Raw genomic sequence first — 16,274 nt, 5'->3', positions numbered from 1 at the left:
GGAGAGGGGAGGGGAGGAGGTCAGCCTTCCTCGGTCTGCACGAGGCCGTACTTGTGCAGCAACGAGTAGAGGTGTTTGCGGTCCAGCTCGGCCTCGCGCGCGGCGCGGGCGATGTTTCCCTTGGTGCGGTGGAGCAGGCGGGTGAGGTATTCGCGCTCGAAGGCCCGCACCAGCTCGTCCTTGCAGACCTTGAAGGGCCCGGAGTAGGCGACCGGCAGCCGCTCGCCCGGGGAGGCCGGGGGCTCGGCGGCGGGCTCGCGCAGCAGGCCTTCCGCGGCCAGCTCGGGACGGTCCTCCATGTGCCGGGCCCGCTCCAGGGCATTGCGCAGCTCGCGCACGTTGCCCGGCCAGGTGTGCCCGAGGAAGGCCTCTCGCACCTGCTCGGGCAGCCGGGCCCAGGGCCCCTGGCCCCCGAAGGCATCCACCAGCAGGGGGATGTCCTCCTGGCGATCTCTCAGCGGCGGCAGCGTCACGGTGAAGACGGACAGCCGGAAGTACAGGTCCTCGCGGAAGCGGCCGGCCTGCGTCTCGGCCCACAGGTCCTTCTTGCTGGCCACGAGGATGCGCGCGTCGAAGGACACGGGCGCGGAGGCGCCGAGCCGGTGGAACTCCCGGTCCTCGAGGGCGCGCAGCAGCTTGGGTTGCAGCTCCAGCGCCAGATCGTCGATCTCATCCAGGAAGAGCGTGCCCCCGTGGGCCCGCTCCAGACAGCCGATGCGCTGGCCCACCGCGCCGGTGAAGGCGCCCTTCTCGTGGCCGAAGAGCTCGCTCTCGATGAGGGAGTCGGACACCGAGGCGCAGTCGAAGACCACCAGCGGGCCCGGCGCCCGGGGTGACAGCTTGTGCAGCGCCTTGGCGGCGGCGCCCTTGCCGGTGCCCGTCTCGCCCACCAGCAGCACCGTGGAGTCCGTGGGGGCGATGCGCTGCAGCAGCGCGAAGATCTGCCGCATGGGCAGGCTGCGCCCCACCAGCTCGCCGAGCCTGTCCTCGTCCGAGGGGGCGATCTCCACCGGAGCCACCTGGGGGTTGAAGCGCAGCCGCACGTCGCCCACCTCGATGAGGACGCCGGGGCGCAACCAGGCCTCGCGCACCTGGGCGCCGTCGAGGAAGGTGCCGTTGGTGGAGCCGAGGTCCTGCACGAGGAAGCGATCTCCCTGCCGGCGCACCACCAGGTGGTTGCGGCTGACGGTGGGATGATCCAACACGACGTCGTTGTCCGGCGCCTTGCCGATGCGCAGCACCTCACTACCGAGTGGGTAGAGCGTTCCCGCGCGCTCGGTGTCGAGCAGCACGAGGTGGAAGTGCTGCGCCGCGAGCCGATCTCCCCGGGCCCGCTCACCGAGCACGGTATGCGTGGGAATGGGGGCGGGAGGGGCGGAGGACATGGTCGCCCGGGATTCTACCGTGATACGAGGGCCGACATGCGCTACCGCCACCTACCTTTGCTGCTGTTGACCTCCTGCGCAACCGTCGCCTCCCGCACAGTCCCGGTTGTGGACCCCCCCTCACAGGTTGCTCCCTCACCGAGCGTGCCAGCGCGGGTGTGGAAGCAGACACGCCCGGTGGTGGTGCGGCACGCGACGGTGATGCCCGCCTCGGGCCCGGCCATCGAGGACGGAGCGGTGGCCTTCGTGGACGGGAAGCTGGTGGCGGTGGGCCGGAACGCGGAGGTGGCCACCCCGCCCGGTGCCGAGGAGGTGGATGGAACAGGCCTGTATGTGACGCCGGGCATCATTGACGCGCACAGTCACCTGGGGGTGTACGCCTCGCCGGATACCTCCTCGACGAGTGACGGCAACGAGGCCACGGCGCCGGTGACGGCCGAGGTGTCCGCCGAGCACTCCTTCTGGCCGCAGGATCCGGGCCTGCGCCGCGCGGCGGCCGGAGGCATCACCTCGCTGCTGGTGCTGCCGGGCAGCGCCAACCTCATTGGAGGGCGGGCCTTCCCGGTGAAGCTGCACTTCGGGCGCTCGGCGCGGGAGATGCGGTTTCCGGGGGCGAAGGACGGCTTGAAGATGGCGTGCGGAGAGAACCCGCGCCGCGTCTACGGCATGGCGCAGCACCGGGCGCCCTCCACGCGCATGGGCAACGTGGCCGGCTACCGGCAGGCCTTCGCCAAGGCGCGCGAGTACCAGGAGCGCTGGGACACCTGGGAGAAGAAGCGCGAGAAGAAGCCGGAGGAGGCGGGGCCCGCGCCGCTGCGCGACTTGCAGCTGGAGACGCTGGCGGAGGTGATGCGCGGCAACATCCTCGTGCAGAACCACTGCTACCGGGCGGACGAGATGGCGGTGATGCTCCAGGTGGCCGAGGAATTCGGCTACGCCATCCGCGCCTTCCACCACTCGCTGGAGGCCTACAAGCTGCGAGACAGGCTGGCGGAGAAGGGCGTGGCGGTGGCCACGTGGGCGGACTGGTGGGGTTTCAAGATGGAGGCCTGGGACGGGATTCCGGAGAACGCGGGCCTGGTGTCACAGGCGGGCGGGCGCGCCGTCATCCACTCGGACTCGGCGCTGGGGATTCAGCGGCTCAACCAGGAGGCGGGCAAGGCGCTGTGGCGGGCGCGCGAGTCCGGCATTCCCGTCACCGAGGAGGAGGCGCTGCGCTGGGTGACGCTGCACGCCGCGTGGGTGATGGGGGTGGAGGACAGGACGGGCTCGCTGGAGCCGGGGAAGATGGCGGACGTGGTGCTGTGGAAGAACCACCCGCTGTCCGTCTACGCCCGCGCGCAGCGCGTCTGGGCGGATGGCGTCGTCACCTATGACGCGGACAGCGGCGCGGTGGAGGCGAGCGACTTCGAGCTGGGCGAGCGTGCCGGGGCTTCGGCGAAGCTGGTGGTGCGGCCCTCGGCCACGCCGGCGCTGAAGGACGTGGGGCTCGACGCGCGCTGCGAGCCCTCGAAGGGCGACGGGTGTGCCCGGCCGCTGGAGGTGAAGGACGGCGCGTGCACCGCGTTCCAGGACGTGGCGGTGCTGTCTCGGGGGACGTGGCAGGCGCACGCCTCGGTGCTGGTGGAGAACGGGAAGGTGACGCGGGTGCAGGCGGGGGCGCCGGGCGCGGTGCCCGCGGGGTGCCGCGTGGTGGACGGCAAGGGCCGGGTGCTGACGCCGGGCCTGGTGGATCCGCTCACGAGCCTGGGCGTGGTGGAGGTGGGGATGGAGGCGACCACGGTGGACGACTCGCTGAGGGGCGAGGCGGCCAAGGAGCCCATTCGCGCCGCGCTGCGCGCCGCGGACAGCGTCAACCCCGCGGCGGAGACGTTCCCGGTGGCGAGGCTGGGCGGTGTCACGGCGGCGGGCGTGGTGCCCGCGGGCGGGCTGGTGTCGGGGCAGAGCGCATGGGTGAGCACGGACGGGACGGTGCGCCGCGCGCCGCTGGCCATGCATCTCCACCTGGGAGTCACCGGCCGTGACGCGGTGTCCGGCTCGCGAGCGCTGGTGCTGGAGCGCCTGCGGGAGCTGCTGTCGGACGCGCGCGAGTACAACAAGCGCAAGGGGGACTTCGAGCAGAACCGCATGCGCGCGCTGGCGGCGAGCCGGTTGGATTTGGAGTCGCTGCAGCCGGTGCTGACGGGAGCGCTGCCGGTGGTGGTGACGGCGAACCGGGTGTCGGACATCCGGGCGGCGCTGGCGCTCGGGCGGGAGTTCGGGCTGAAGCTGCTGATTGCCGGGGGCCGTGAGGCGTGGATGGTGGCGCCGGAGCTGGCGGCGGCGAAGGTGCCGGTCATCGTGCAGCCCACGCAGAACCTGCCCTCGAGCTTCGACGGGTTGAACAGCCGGATGGACTCGGCGGCGCTGCTGAGCGCGGCGGGGGTGAAGGTGCTCTTCTCCACGATGGGCGAGCCGCACATGGTGCGCACGCTGGCGCAGGAGGCGGGCAACGCGGTGGCGTGGGGCCTGCCGTACGAGGAGGCGCTGCGGGCGATGACGTCCAACGTGACGGAGGCCTTCGGGCTGGAGGGCGGCCAGGTGGCGCCGGGGCAGGTGGCGGACCTGGTGCTGTGGAATGGCGAGCCGCTGGAGGTGAGCAGCCGCCCGGTGGGCATGTGGCTGGGAGGGAAGCAGGTGCCGCTCACCAGCCGCCAGCAGGCGCTGTACGAGAAGTACCGCACGCTGGTGAAGTAGGGCGGAGCGGCCGGTTCATCCCTGTTGGTATCTGGCCCAGAGCTTGGGGAACCTCTGCGCGAGGTTCCCCTCGCTCCATCTCTCTCCGGCGGGTTCCACGGGAGCCGGTCCTGCGTACTCGGGCGGCTCCTGGCCCGTCAGCTCCTCGTAGGCCTGGGCTGGCACATATTGAAACTCCTCGAAGAAGACATCTTCGACTCCAGGCGCATCGGCGACGTCGGCGAGTGATTCCGCATCCGACACCGCGGCCTCGAAGACGCGGCGCCCCATGGAGATCAACCAGCTTCGGAAGTCCGCGAAGCCATCATCCGAGCAGCCGCCCGCGATGAGGTATGCGGCCCCCCACAGGTCCCAGTGAAATGCCGCGGCCATCCGCTCGAGCAGATGGTTGCGGAAGTCCAGGATCTCTTCGGGAGACAACTGCAACAGCAGGCGCCTGAGCTCCTCGCGTTGCCGCTCCATGTTCCCGTCAATCCGCTCTGGGTCGAACCCGCTCCGGGATGACTCGATGAGCTTCCAGAACCGCTCGACGTTCATGCGAAACCTGCCACGCCGCTTCGGCATGCCGATGTTGTGGAACGGTGCGCCTCGGGTGGTTGCCAGCCGCCAACGCGTGTTGTACGAGAAATAGCGTGCCCTGTTGAAGCCGGATGGGAGAAACCTCCCGCCTCGCCGGAGCCGTATGGACCCCTCGGCCTCCATCACGATTGACGACTCCCTCTGGCCGCTGCTGCTGGTGAAATTCCCGCGCGTGTTCACGAACGCGCAGCAGGAGCAGTACCTGAGCCAGCTCCTCACCTATCTGCGCCGGGGGGAGCGGTACGTCGGCGTCCTGGACACGCACCTGTTGAAGAACCCGTCCGCCGAGCAGCGCCAGCGGCAGGCGGACTTCATCAAGGAGCACGAGGTCCTGTTCCGCCAGTGCTCGCTCGGGACGGCGGGAATCGTCACCTCGCCCCTCATGGCCCTGGGGGCGAGGATCCTCATCCACCTCAAGCCCATGCCCACGCCGTATTACGTCGCCTCCTCGCTGCCCGCGGCGGTGACGTGGGCCGCGGACCGGCTGGAGCTGGCGGGTCTGCTCGCGCCCGCCGAGCGCGTCCGGCGCCATTTCGGCCTGCTCGCCGAGCGGCGCACCGGTTAGCGGGTGCGGAACGTTTTTCTCTGAAAAAGAGAAAGAAACGGGGGATTCTTTTTTGGACCCCTCCCTTCAGTTCCAGGGGCCATCGGCGCTATCAGGGGGACTTCCTGACAAGGGAGTCCTTTCATGAAATCCCTGCCTCATTGCAGAGCCGTGCTCGTCCTGTCGTTGGCGCTCGTCTTGGCCCAGGGCTGTAGTCCCGTGCAGCAGCAGGAGCCCGAAGCGCTCCAGGTGGGCACGAACCAGCAGCGGGTGGTCAACGGCTTCGCGGAGCTGCACCACCACATGTTCGCCGAGCAGGCCTTCGCGGGTGGCTGGTTCCATGGCGGCCACACCGGCTCGCTGACGCGCTGTGATGGAGGCGCTCCGGAGAGTGACCATGCCCGCGTGCGCATGGACCTGAGCGAGCTGCTCAACCTGTGCCCCAACTCGGGCAGCGTGGACCTGAGCGGGGTTCCCCTGCTCGCGGGCCTGTTCGGCATTGGCGGCGCGGTGGGCTCGGAGTTCATCGGCAAGATTGAAGGCACGCAGGGGGACACGGGCCTGCACCTGGGCCGGCGCGAGGTGGGCTCCGAGTGGCCCCGCTGGGACACCATCGCCCACCAGCAGTCCTGGGAGGGCTGGCTGCGGCAGGCGCACCAGGGCGGCATGTCGCTGGTGGTGGTGTCGCTGGTGAGCAACGGCTTCCTGTGCAAGGCGCTGCCGTACCAGAACCTCGAGCGCCCCTGTGACGAGATGGCGGACATCGAGGTGCAGTTGCAGATGGCCCGCGCCTTCGATGCGCGCACGGACTGGGCGGAGATCGCCCTGTCGCCCGCGCATGCCCGGCAGATCATCGGGTCCGGCAGGCTGGCGATGCTGCTCTCCATCGAGACGAGCAAGCTCTTCGGCACCAAGGACTGGCGCAGCGAGCTGGACCGCTTCCACGCGCTGGGCGTGCGCTCCATCCAGCCGGTGCACCAGTTGGACAACCGCTTCGGCGGCGCGGCGCTGCACAACGTCATCTTCCAGGCGGCCCAGTTCACGGAGAACTGCCACATCGACTACGACTGCGGGGTGACGACGGGCTCCTTCACGCTCGGCTTCGACGTGGCGCGGGACGCGGCTGGCAACTGCCGCAACACCAAGGGGCTCACCGCGGACGGCAAGGCGCTGGTGCAGGCGATGATGGCCAAGGGGATGCTGGTGGACATGGCGCACCTGTCCGAGAAGAGCACCCAGGACGCCTACGCCATCGCCCAGGCGAACAACTACTACCCGCTCTACATCTCGCACGGCCACTTCCGCGAGGTGATGAACCCGAAGCTGGCAGAGGACGAGAAGACGACGCCGGCGTGGGTGGTGCGCTACCTGCGGCAGACGGGCGGCATGTTCGGCCTGCGCACGGCGCATGACGAGACGCGCGCGTACACGAAGTCCGGCATCGCCAACAACTGCCAGGGCTCCAGCCGCTCGGTGGCGCAGGCGTACGAGTTCGGCCGCCAGGGGTTGAAGGTGCCCATGGCCTTTGGCGCGGACTTCAACGGCTTCATCCAGCAGACGCGGCCGCGCTTCGGCTCGAAGGGGGCGTGCTCGGCGGGCTTCCAGGCCGAGGCGGATGCTCAGGCGCACCAGCAGGACGTGTACGGGCCGGGGCGGCTGGGCACGGCCTTCGATGAGCACGGCCTGGCGCACGTGGGCCTGCTGCCGGACCTGCTGAGGGACATGGGGAACCTGGGGGCGAACACGGCGGGGCTGTCGGGCTCGTCGGAGACGTTCCTGCGCATGTGGGAGCGGGCGAACGGGCCGCGCGCGGGCATGGCGGATCCGGCCTGGGACATCGACACGAGTGGCATCGCGGCCTACGAGGACAAGTCGGTGCGCGAGGCGCGCTACCCCACGGTGTGCGGTGCGGCGTATGCGCCGGACTCGAAGACGCTGAACCAGGGCTGCCGCTTCGACGCGGAGTGCATCAGCGACCAGTGCACCTCGGTGCTGTGCTCGACGTTCGATGGGCGCTGCGTGTGCAACGACGATGGGGACTGCGGCGCCTCGAGCTACTGCCAGGACGAGATTCCGGCGAACCCGGGGGACAACGACTGCGTGGCGAAGAAGGGCAACTGGGCCTCGTGCAGCCGGGATGGGCAGTGCCAGTCCGGGGCGTGCGGTGGCTGCGCGGACGCGGTGGGCTGGTGCTACACGCCGCGCTCCAAGGCGTACGGGCAGAGCTGCAAGGCGGATACGGAGTGCACGACGGACCGGTGCAGCGCGGACTGTTACGTGAACCCCACGGGCTCGTGCCTGTGCGACAGCGATTCGCACTGCGCGAGCAACCAGTACTGCGGATGGGGAACGAACTCGGGCAAGTGCCAGAACAAGAAGTCGCGGGGCTCGGTGTGCTCCAGCGACCGCGAGTGCGCCTCCAACAACTGCCGCTGGTCGTTCACCTGCGCCTGATCTCCCCTCTCCCCACTTCCCCTCTCCCCCCGGGAGAGGGACGGGGTGAGGGTGCCTGAAACACAGGGTTCCCCTCCGTGAGGACGGAGGGGAACCGTGAGCTCCTCTTCAACCCCGGTGTCTCAGTTCCCGGAGTAGATACCGATGGCACCGGGGATGCGGTACTCGTCGCTGCCCTTGAAGCCGACGAGGATGCGGCGTCCGCCGGTGCGGTCCACCTGGATGTCGGCGACGGTGCTCATGCACAACTGGCGTCCGAACTCGGAGCAGCCGTAGGTGAGCACCCTGCCGTCCTTGACGCGGTAGACGGAGCCGAGCCAGCGGGCGCCGGTCCACACGCTGCCGTCGGCGGGGTCCACGGCCACGCTGGAGAGGTGGGGAACCCCGACGTCGAGGTAGCGCACGTCGCCGCCTTCCGCGTTCATCCGGGCGAGGCCGCGGGTGAAGGAGCTCACCCAGACGGTGTCATCACCGGCCACGGCCATGCCGGACACGTGGTCGTCCACGCGGTCGGCGGGGCGGGGCATGTTCGGCTCGCCCACCTTGTCCGGCCAGAGGTCGAAGCGGTTCCAGGCGTAGGGCCTGTCCTCGCTCATGCTCTGGGCGCGCCAGTAGTTGTGGCTGTTGGAGCCGTAGCGGAAGCGGGTGGAGCGGTTGGAGCCGCCGAAGAAGACATCCCCGCTGGGGTGGACGGCCACGCCGTAGTAGGCGTCGGTGAGGAGCACGGTGTCCCCGTTGTCGCCCACGGCGTTGATGTGCGGGTGCACGTGCTCCATGACGCCCGAGCAGGAGAGCTGTCCGTTGCAGGTGTTGTCGCCGGTGTAGCGGGCGTCGCCGCGGGCGAAGCCGTGGTTGCCGCCGAACCAGACGCTGTGGGTGTTCTTGTCGTAGGCGATGCGGAGGATGTTGCAGAGCTTCTCTCGGCCGCGCAGCTCGTCGCGCACCACGTTGGGGCCGGAGAAGATGTCGTAGTGGACGACCTCGAGGGTGCCGTCCGGGCGCAGCGTCACCTTGTCCGCGTCACCGCTCTTGTAGCGGGAGGGATCCGGGTTGGGGCCGTCCCAGTTGCTCTCGCAGTGGTCCGAGCCCTTGCCGGGCCTGCCCTCGTAGCCCACGAAGACGGTGCCCGCGGGGCCGCCGGCCACCGAGATGACCTTCAGGTACTTCTCGCCCGGGGGCTCGCCGCCGTTGGGCATGAAGCCGTAGGGGCGCAGCCCGTCCGCCATGGTGTAGCGCTGGAGGGAGTCGGCGCCCGGACGGAGCAGGAAGAGGCCGTCCTCGCCGCCGGCCACCCAGATGTTGCCGCCCTCGTCCGAGCTGATGCCGTAGACGCGCCGGGGCCCGCCGTGCTGGGTGCCGTAGAAGCGCCAGCCCGGGGGAGAGGTGAACTGGATGTCCGCCTCGGGAGGAGGCGGCGGCGGAGGCGGAGTGCCCGCGTCGGGTGGAGGCGTGCCCGCGTCGGGCGGAGGAGTGCCCGCGTCGGGACGCTGGCCCCCACCCGTGCCCGCGTCGGGCGGAGGAGTGCCCGCGTCGGGACGCTCGCCCCCCCCCGTGCCCGCGTCGTCCCGGGGCGAGTCCAGTCCGGGGTTGTTCCGCTCGGACTCGTCAGGATGTCCCGTCTGCTGCTTGCAGCCCGCCCACACCGCGCCCGTCATGACGAGCGCCGCCGCCCACCGCCATCCACCCTTCATGTCGCTGCCCACCCGTTCTTGAGGAAACCGGGTACCCACAGGGCACCCCTGCCCCGGGACATCGCAAGCCGGGTGCCAGCCCGGTCCGTCTCGGAGACGGGGGCATGCGTCGGCTCCCGGACAGCGCCTGGGTACGCCGGTGCCCAGGAATGGCAGGGTCCTGACCCCTTTACGCCTCCAACCGTGCTAGTGCGGAAGGCGATGGCCGGAAATGACACACGCGGCGGCCGTACGCCGCTCTCCCTCGTCGGGCAGGAGCCCGACATTGCCTTCTACACCCGCCAGGCGGCCGAGCATGGGGGCCCCGTGCTGGTGCTGGGCGCGGCCAACGGGCGGGTGGCCTGGGCGCTGGCCGGGGCGGGCCTGTCCGTGCTCGGCGTGGACCCCTCCGAGCGGATGATCCAGGCCGCCGAGGAGGCTCCGGAAGCCGGAGACCCCCGAGGTGGCCGGCCGCGTGCGCTTCCTCCACGCCGACCCGCGCTCGCTGCGCCTGTCCGAGCGCTTCCCCGTGGTGCTCGCTCCCCAACATGCGATGGGGATGATGGCCACGCCGGAGGACCTGGAGGCCTTCCTGTCCACCGTGCGGCACCACCTGCGGCCCGGGGGCAGCTTCGTCTATGACGTGCTCAACCCGGCGCCCGAGCCCGTTTCCACGCGCGAGGACGAGGAGCCCGGCACCGCGGTGGAGCCGCGCCGGCCGGTGTTCGCCTTCCACCTGCGCGAGCGCCGGCAGCCCGGGGCGCCGCTGGGCATCCGCCGCCTCAAGCTGAGGCCCTTCACCGCCGAGGAGCTGGACGCGGCGATGAAGGACTGTGGGTTGACGCCCCGCGAGCGGTTCGGCCGTTTCGACGGCAAGCCGTTCGACCCCGAGGACACGCGGCACATTGGCGTGGTGGACGGCTGAAGCTCAGAACCTGAAGGCGGCGCCGCCGAGGAGGGCCGGGGTGGACAGGATGCGGTCCCTCCCGGGCTCATGGAAGGCGTCGAGCTGGCCGCGGACGAAGAGGCGGGAGAAGCGCGTCACGTCCACCTGGGCCTCGGCGTAGGCCCCGAGGTCCGAAGGGGCGGAGAATCCACCCCCGCCGCGGTCCCACCCCAGGCCGAGCCCCGCGCTCCCGCCCAGGACGAGCCCGAGCCGGAGCTGTGTTCCGAGCCGCACCTCCGCGCCGGTCTCCACCGTCAGGGTGGCGGCATGCAGGCCCCGGAAGGACGCTCCATCGGACAGGCGGAGCGCCGACTTGTAGCCGAGCCCATCCAGCGCCAGGGACGCGAACACGCCCACCTGCCGCCGTCCGCCGAAGCGCCTTCCCAGCCGTCCACGGACTCCGGCGAGGGAGGCCTCGACGCCGAGGCTCCGGTCGAGCGCGAGGAAGCGCGTGAAGTGCGCGGGAAGCAGGGCCACCCCGATGGCCAGCTCCTCGCCGGTGGCCGCGTTGTTCATCTCGAAGCGCCGTTGGACCGGGGTGAAGCGGAGGTCGGCATACGGCAGCGCGACACCCGCCGGGCCGGAGTTCAGCGCGAGGTGCCCGTCGAGCGAAGCCCAGAGCAGGTACTCCGGGGTCCGCACGGCGTCCCACTCATCTTCCGGCCCCACCGTCTCGCGGAGCACGAAGCGCGTCCGGAGCAGGGCGTTCCAGCCAGCGCCAGCGTTCTGGAAGCCGCCTCCTCCGGCCTCGAGCAGCGGCTGGAAGATGGCCCCGTCGAAACGCGGGGCCTCGTAGCGGGGTGCTGGCGTGGAGCGCCCCTCCAGTCCGTGCTCGGGCCCGGGTCCGGCGCTTCCGCTCGAGCCGCCCGCGAGCTGCGTGAAGTCCGGCGGGCTCCGGCCACAGGCGGCCCAGATGGAGAAGTCCTCCCGGCGAGGGACTTCCCCCCGGTCGATCAACTCCCGGACGTAGCGGGTGTTGAAGCCATCGGCCCTCCGCGGATAGCGCGCATAGAAGCGGTAGTGCTCCACGAAGGTGTCGCTGTCGAGCCGGGGGCAGTAATCCCGCCGCAGGTTGGCGCGGACCTCGTTCCAGCGCTTCGGCGTGTAGGCGGAGTTGTTGAAGGTCTCGTCGAACCCGGGAGAGACGTAGTCGCGCCAGTCGAAGGGCCGCGTCAGCCGCCAGCCCCCGGCGGTCTTCCGCAGCAGCGGATCCTCGTCCCGGCACAGGCTCCGGTAGAAGAGGAACCCCTGGTAGTTGGCCTCGAGATCGCCGAACGAGAAGACGCCCGTGGTCGCCATGCCGAGGGTGCTGCGCTCCGTCTGCGCGCCGTAGCGGACGATCTCCTCGAGCGCTTCGCGTTCGGGGACACCCTCGGCCATGAGCTCGCGGTAGCGCTGGTGGTACTTCCATCCCGATTGGAAGAAGTGGGAGAGCTTGTCGGCGCCCATGTGGACACCGGCGACGGTGAAGGTCGCCTTGACGCCGAAGGCGAGGCCCCAGTCCCAGAGCCGCTCATTGCGGTAGATGGAGGACTGCTTCACGAAGCGCGCATGGTCCTCTTCGGACGGCACCCGGTCGATGCGGGGGGAGTGCACCGCCCAGAGCTCGATTTTATGGAGCCCCGAGATGCGGAAGCGCTGGTAGACGCGGTGGGCGACGTCCTGGCAGGAGTGCTGGTCCCAGCTCGCACGCCGGTTGACGAGATCCACGGCTCCGAGGAGCTCCCGGTTGACCTTCTCGTTGAGGACGCCCAGGGAGTCGCGAGGCGGCTTGTCGATGGCGAAGTACTGGTCCGTCTCGGTGGCCTGGGCGCTCCCCGTGACGGTGGCACACAGGAGCAAGGCCCATGGGCTGAGGGAGCGTCCGCGAAGCATCGGAGTCTCAGCGCTCGAAGCGGTAGCCGAGCCCGCGCACGGTGAGGAAGTGCCGGGGCTGCTCGGGGTCCGGCTCCAGCTTGAGCCGGAGCTGGCGCATGAAGTTGTCCACGGTGCGGGCGCTGCCCTCGTAGTCGTAGCCCCAGGCGGCGCTGAGCAGCTCCTCGCGGCTGAAGGTGCGCCCCGCGTGCGCGAGGAAGTGGGCCAGCAGCTTGAACTCCTGGGCGGTGAGCTCCACGAGCTGTCCGCCGCGGGTGACTGTCTTGGCGCTCAGGTCCACCTGGACGTCGCCGAAGCCCACCGTGGGAGGCTGTCCCTGGGGGGTGGGGTAGCGCCGGCGCAGCACGGCCTTGATGCGGGCCAGCAGCTCCTGGAGGCCGAAGGGCTTCACCACGTAGTCGTCCGCGCCCAGGTTGAGGCCGAGGATCTTGTCCATCTCCGCGCCCTTGGCGCTGAGCACCACGACGGGGAGATCCCGTCCGCGCTGGCGCAGCTCCTTGAGCACCTCGAAGCCGTTGAGCTCGGGCAGCATGACGTCCAGCACGAGCAGGTCCGGCGACTCGTCGAGCGCGCGGGCCAGGCCCTGCCGGCCATCCTGGGCCTGGAGGACCTCGTAGCCCTCGAAGTTGAGGTTCATGGACAGGCCGGTGAGGATGGCCAGGTCGTCCTCCACCACCAGGATGCGTGTTGGCTTGTCGCTCATGCCTTCCCCACGGGGAGCTGGATGGTGAAGCGGCTGCCCTTGCCCAGCTCGCTCTTCAGGGTGATGCGCCCGCCGTGAGCCTCCACGATGTGCTTGGCGATGGCCAGTCCCAACCCGCTGCCCTCCGTCTTGCGGGTGAGCAGATTGTCCACCCGGTAGAAGCGCTCGAAGATGCGTCTGCGGTCGCGCGGGGCGATGCCCATCCCATGGTCCTCCACCGTGAGGTCCACCCATTTTCGATTGGCCCGGACGGTGAGGGTGATGTGCTTGTCCTCCCTGCTGTACTTGTAGGCATTCTGCAGCAGGTTGAGCAGGGCGCCGGCGATGGCCTCCTTGTCCACCTGGACCGTGGGGAGCTCCTCGGGCAGGTCCACGGAGAGCCGCAGCTCGCTCTCGAGGCGCTGGGCGCGGAAGGCCGTCACGGCGGCGTCCACCACGGCGGGGACGGGGAGGACTTCCGGGTGGTACACCTTGCGGCCGCTCTCGATGCGGGCCCAGTCCAGCACCCGCTCGACGAGGGTGCTCAGCCGCTCCGTCTCCTGGGTGAGGAGCTGCAGCACCTGCTGCGTCTGCGCGGGATCCTTCACGCGGCCGAGCGCGAGCGTCTCGATGAACATGCGGATGGAGGTGATGGGGGTGCGCAGCTCGTGGCTCACCAGGGAGACGAAGTCCGTCTTCATGCGGGAGAGCCGGGCCTCGCGGTAGAGGACGCGGCCGGTGTAGACGACGCCGAAGGTGAGGGTGACGTAGAAGAGGCCGAGCAGCACCACGTACACGACGCGGTTGCGGGTGGAGGCGCGGGCCACGGGATCCTCGCCGGTGGGCACCACGGCGAGCCGGAAGTCCTGGAGCGGCGGGGGCAGCACCTGCTCGGCGAGCACCTGGGGCCCGAGGGCGCTGGCGCGGGCCTGGGCCACCTCCAGGGCGAGCTTGCCCATGAGGCCCTCGCCGGTGGCCTCCTGGCGGGCGAGGAGGACGAAGCGCACGGGCTCGCTGGACGTCACGTGTCCATCGGCCCGCTCGGCGAGCATGGCTTCCAAGGCCTCCGGGGAGAGGCGGACGCCGTGCACCACGTCGCCCTGGCGCTCGGCGGCGATGAGCGTGGCGCGCCCGCCCACCATGAGGGAGAAGTACGAGGTGCCCGCGGGGAAGTCCGTGGCCGAGGACTGCACGGCCTGCAGGGTGGCGGCGAGCTCCGTGTCGGAGGAGCTGACCTGTTTGCCCTCCACCTGGAAGGAGTCCTCGGTGGACAGGCGCCGCCCCTCGGAGGTCACCAGCCGGGGCTTGCCGTCCACGAGCTCGAAGCGCGCGGCCCGCAGCTCCGCGGGCAGCTCCTGGGTGAGCGTCTCGAGCGTGCCCTGCCAGGCGGCCTCCAGCCGTTTCTCCACGGCGGCGCGCTCGTTGATGATGGCCACCACCCCGAAGCCGGAGAGCCCGGCGGAGGGCAGCACCACCAGGATGATGAGCAGCGCGAAGGTGCGCCGGAAGCTGAGGAGGACGGAGGGTTGAGGGCTTGGCACGGCCCGTCTCCTTTATCTCTCCGGTGGGCGGGGTGCTCGACTTCGTTGGGCTCACTCCCCCCGGGGGCCGCCAGGGGAGGGAGGAGGGGAGCGTCAGAGGGGGCCGGCGTCGGGAGCCGGGGCGGGCGGCGGCGTGCTGGCCTGCAGGAGGCGCTCCTGGGTGATGCCGAAGAGCGTCGTGCGGGCGAGCTCGAGCGCTCTATCCCTGTCCTTGCCCAGCCAGGTGACGACGATGCCGCAGGGGGTGTCATCGTCCCAGGTGACGACCTGCATCATGCCGGGCACGGGCTCGCGGCGGGCGGCGGCCTTGCCGAGCGCGGGCACTTCCACGCCCCCGGCGCGCAGGGTGGGGGCGAGCAGTCCGCGCACGTCCTGCCCGTCGGGGAACTTGTGGCAGTCGTAGGCGATGGAGACGGTGACGTCCTTCTGCTCGGCCGAGCGGAAGGTGCAGAGCGGCCCGCAGGTGGGGCACGTCCGCTCCTCCTGCACGGTGAAGCCGGGCAGGGCGTCGCGAATCTCGGGGGTGACGAGCCCGGCGCAGGTGAGGGCGCTCGGGGGAGGCAGCACGCCCGCGTCCGGCGTCCCCGCGTCCCGCGAGCGGCAGGCTCCGAGCGCCAGTGCCAGCACCACTCCCGCACCCCTTCCGACCCTCATCCCTGGCTCCCTCTGTGTTCGCAACCCGTGAGGCGGCGGATGGTAGACCGGTCCGCCCCCCGTGTGGCCATGAGGAAGTGTGGCCTGCCTGCTGCCCGACGCTGCGCCGCCTGCCTGTTGGGAAGCCTCGTTCCCGGGTGGGGTGTGGTCTAAGCTGCGCCACCCCCCTCGTTCCTCGGGAGAATCACCCCATGCGCGCCAGTGTCATCGGCTCCGGCTCCTTCGGTACCGCCCTCGCCAACGTGCTCGCCGTGAATTGCGAGCAGGTGGGCCTGTGGGGCCGGGACTCGGCCCTCGCCGACGCCATCAACACCCGCCACGAGAATTCCGGCTACCTGCCCGGCATCCCCATCTCCCCGCGTGTCCAGGCCACGACGAGCCTGAAGGCGGCGCTGGAGGGGGCGGAGCTGGTGGTGCTGGCCACGCCCAGCCATGCCACGCGCGAGGTCGTCTCCCACGCGCTGCCCCACCTGCCCAGGCACGCCCCCATCGTCACGGTGGCCAAGGGAATCGAAAACGAGACGCTCCTCACCATGACGGAGCTGCTCGAGGACTGCCTGCCGGAGGAGCACCACCCCTACATCGCCGTGCTCTCCGGCCCCAGCTTCGCCAAGGAGCTGGCCCAGCGCATGCCCACCGTCGTCACCATCGCCTCGCACTGGGACAAGGTGGCCGTGCGCTGCCAGAAGGCGCTGCAGACGGAGACGTTCCGCTCCTACACCTCCAATGACGTGGTGGGGGTGCAGTACGGCGGGGCGCTGAAGAACGTCATCGCCATCGCCGCCGGCATCGCGGATGGGCTGGGCATGGGCCACAACGCCCGCGCGGCCATCATCACCCGCGGCCTGGCGGAGATTACGCGCCTGGCGGTGCGCAAGGGCGGCAATCCCCTCACGCTCTCGGGGCTGTCCGGCATGGGGGACCTGGTGCTCACCTGCACGGGCGAGCTCAGCCGCAACCGGCACGTGGGCATGGAGCTGGGCCGCGGCCGCGCGCTCCAGGAGATTCTCGGCGACATGAAGCAGGTGGCCGAGGGTGTGAAGACGGCGAAGAGCGCGAGAGACCTGTCGCGCAAGGTGGGGGTGGAGCTGCCCATCTGCGATCAGGTGTACGCCATCGCCTACGAGGGCAAGAGTGCCCGCGCCGCGGTGGTGGAGCTGATGACGCGCCAGCCCAAGTCCGAGCTGGTGTGAGGAGGGGACGAGGGG

12 protein-coding genes are annotated in these 16,274 nt (G+C 70.4%); 5 read left to right on the top strand and 7 right to left on the bottom strand.

The features are described 5' to 3' along the window. Window positions 1-20: 20 nt before the first annotated feature. Window positions 21-1,385, bottom strand: coding sequence for a sigma 54-interacting transcriptional regulator (locus ACN28I_RS20130; protein ID WP_420943590.1), 1,365 nt, complete (start codon window positions 1,383-1,385; stop codon window positions 21-23). A gap of 144 nt (window positions 1,386-1,529) precedes the next feature. On the opposite strand from ACN28I_RS20130, the gene ACN28I_RS20125 reads away from it, so the two are divergent. After that, window positions 1,530-4,121 (top strand): amidohydrolase family protein, encoded by a 2,592-nt coding sequence (locus ACN28I_RS20125; RefSeq protein WP_420943589.1) that lies wholly within the window; start codon window positions 1,530-1,532, stop codon window positions 4,119-4,121. 15 nt (window positions 4,122-4,136) lie between these two features. Here the strand turns inward: ACN28I_RS20125 and ACN28I_RS20120 are convergent, their stop codons facing one another. Next, a complete protein-coding gene (locus ACN28I_RS20120; RefSeq protein ID WP_420948677.1) occupies window positions 4,137-4,823 on the bottom strand; it encodes a DUF4240 domain-containing protein in 687 nt (228 codons plus the stop codon). Here ACN28I_RS20120 and ACN28I_RS20115 point away from each other — a divergent pair. Both ACN28I_RS20115 and ACN28I_RS20110 read left to right on the top strand, forming a co-directional pair. After that, the gene (locus ACN28I_RS20115) at window positions 4,804-5,265 is read left to right on the top strand and encodes a hypothetical protein (RefSeq protein WP_420943588.1); all 462 of its coding nucleotides are present in this window, start codon (window positions 4,804-4,806) and stop codon (window positions 5,263-5,265) included. The two genes, ACN28I_RS20120 and ACN28I_RS20115, sit on opposite strands and share 20 nt — an antisense overlap. 123 nt (window positions 5,266-5,388) lie before the next feature. Further along, the gene (locus tag ACN28I_RS20110) at window positions 5,389-7,698 is read left to right on the top strand and encodes a membrane dipeptidase (protein ID WP_420943587.1); all 2,310 of its coding nucleotides are present in this window, start codon (window positions 5,389-5,391) and stop codon (window positions 7,696-7,698) included. A 122-nt stretch (window positions 7,699-7,820) separates the two neighbouring features. Here ACN28I_RS20110 and ACN28I_RS20105 read toward each other — a convergent pair whose 3' ends face one another. After that, window positions 7,821-9,389 carry a hypothetical protein gene (locus tag ACN28I_RS20105; RefSeq protein WP_420943586.1) on the bottom strand — a complete coding sequence of 523 codons (1,569 nt, stop codon included), beginning with the start codon at window positions 9,387-9,389 and terminating at the stop codon, window positions 7,821-7,823. A 442-nt stretch (window positions 9,390-9,831) separates the two neighbouring features. Between ACN28I_RS20105 and ACN28I_RS20100 the strand changes: the two genes are divergently transcribed. Then, complete coding sequence (locus ACN28I_RS20100; RefSeq protein WP_420943585.1) at window positions 9,832-10,293, top strand: hypothetical protein; 462 nt, start codon at window positions 9,832-9,834, stop codon at window positions 10,291-10,293. Window positions 10,294-10,296: 3 nt separating this feature from the next. Here ACN28I_RS20100 and ACN28I_RS20095 read toward each other — a convergent pair whose 3' ends face one another. From ACN28I_RS20095 to ACN28I_RS20080, 4 genes are all read right to left on the bottom strand, one after another. Beyond that, window positions 10,297-12,189, bottom strand: coding sequence for a hypothetical protein (locus ACN28I_RS20095; RefSeq protein ID WP_420943584.1), 1,893 nt, complete (start codon window positions 12,187-12,189; stop codon window positions 10,297-10,299). A 7-nt stretch (window positions 12,190-12,196) separates the two neighbouring features. Next, window positions 12,197-12,892 (bottom strand): response regulator transcription factor, encoded by a 696-nt coding sequence (locus ACN28I_RS20090; RefSeq protein ID WP_420943583.1) that lies wholly within the window; start codon window positions 12,890-12,892, stop codon window positions 12,197-12,199. Continuing rightward, window positions 12,889-14,412, bottom strand: a complete 1,524-nt coding sequence (locus tag ACN28I_RS20085) for a sensor histidine kinase (protein ID WP_420943582.1) — start codon at window positions 14,410-14,412, stop codon at window positions 12,889-12,891. Before ACN28I_RS20085 ends, ACN28I_RS20090 begins: the two co-directional genes overlap by 4 nt. Window positions 14,413-14,505: 93 nt before the next feature. Continuing rightward, entirely contained in the window at window positions 14,506-15,066 is a 561-nt protein-coding gene (locus tag ACN28I_RS20080; protein ID WP_420943581.1) for a hypothetical protein, read from the bottom strand. 191 nt (window positions 15,067-15,257) lie between these two features. On the opposite strand from ACN28I_RS20080, the gene ACN28I_RS20075 reads away from it, so the two are divergent. Continuing rightward, window positions 15,258-16,259: an NAD(P)H-dependent glycerol-3-phosphate dehydrogenase gene (locus ACN28I_RS20075; protein WP_420943580.1), complete on the top strand. Its 1,002-nt coding sequence runs from the start codon at window positions 15,258-15,260 to the stop codon at window positions 16,257-16,259. Window positions 16,260-16,274 lie beyond the last annotated feature (15 nt).

Origin of the sequence: Archangium gephyra (assembly GCF_049060025.1) — a bacterium.
Taxonomy (GTDB): Bacteria; Myxococcota; Myxococcia; order Myxococcales; family Myxococcaceae; genus Archangium; species Archangium gephyra_A.
This window is presented reverse-complemented; position numbering and strand designations above follow the sequence as displayed.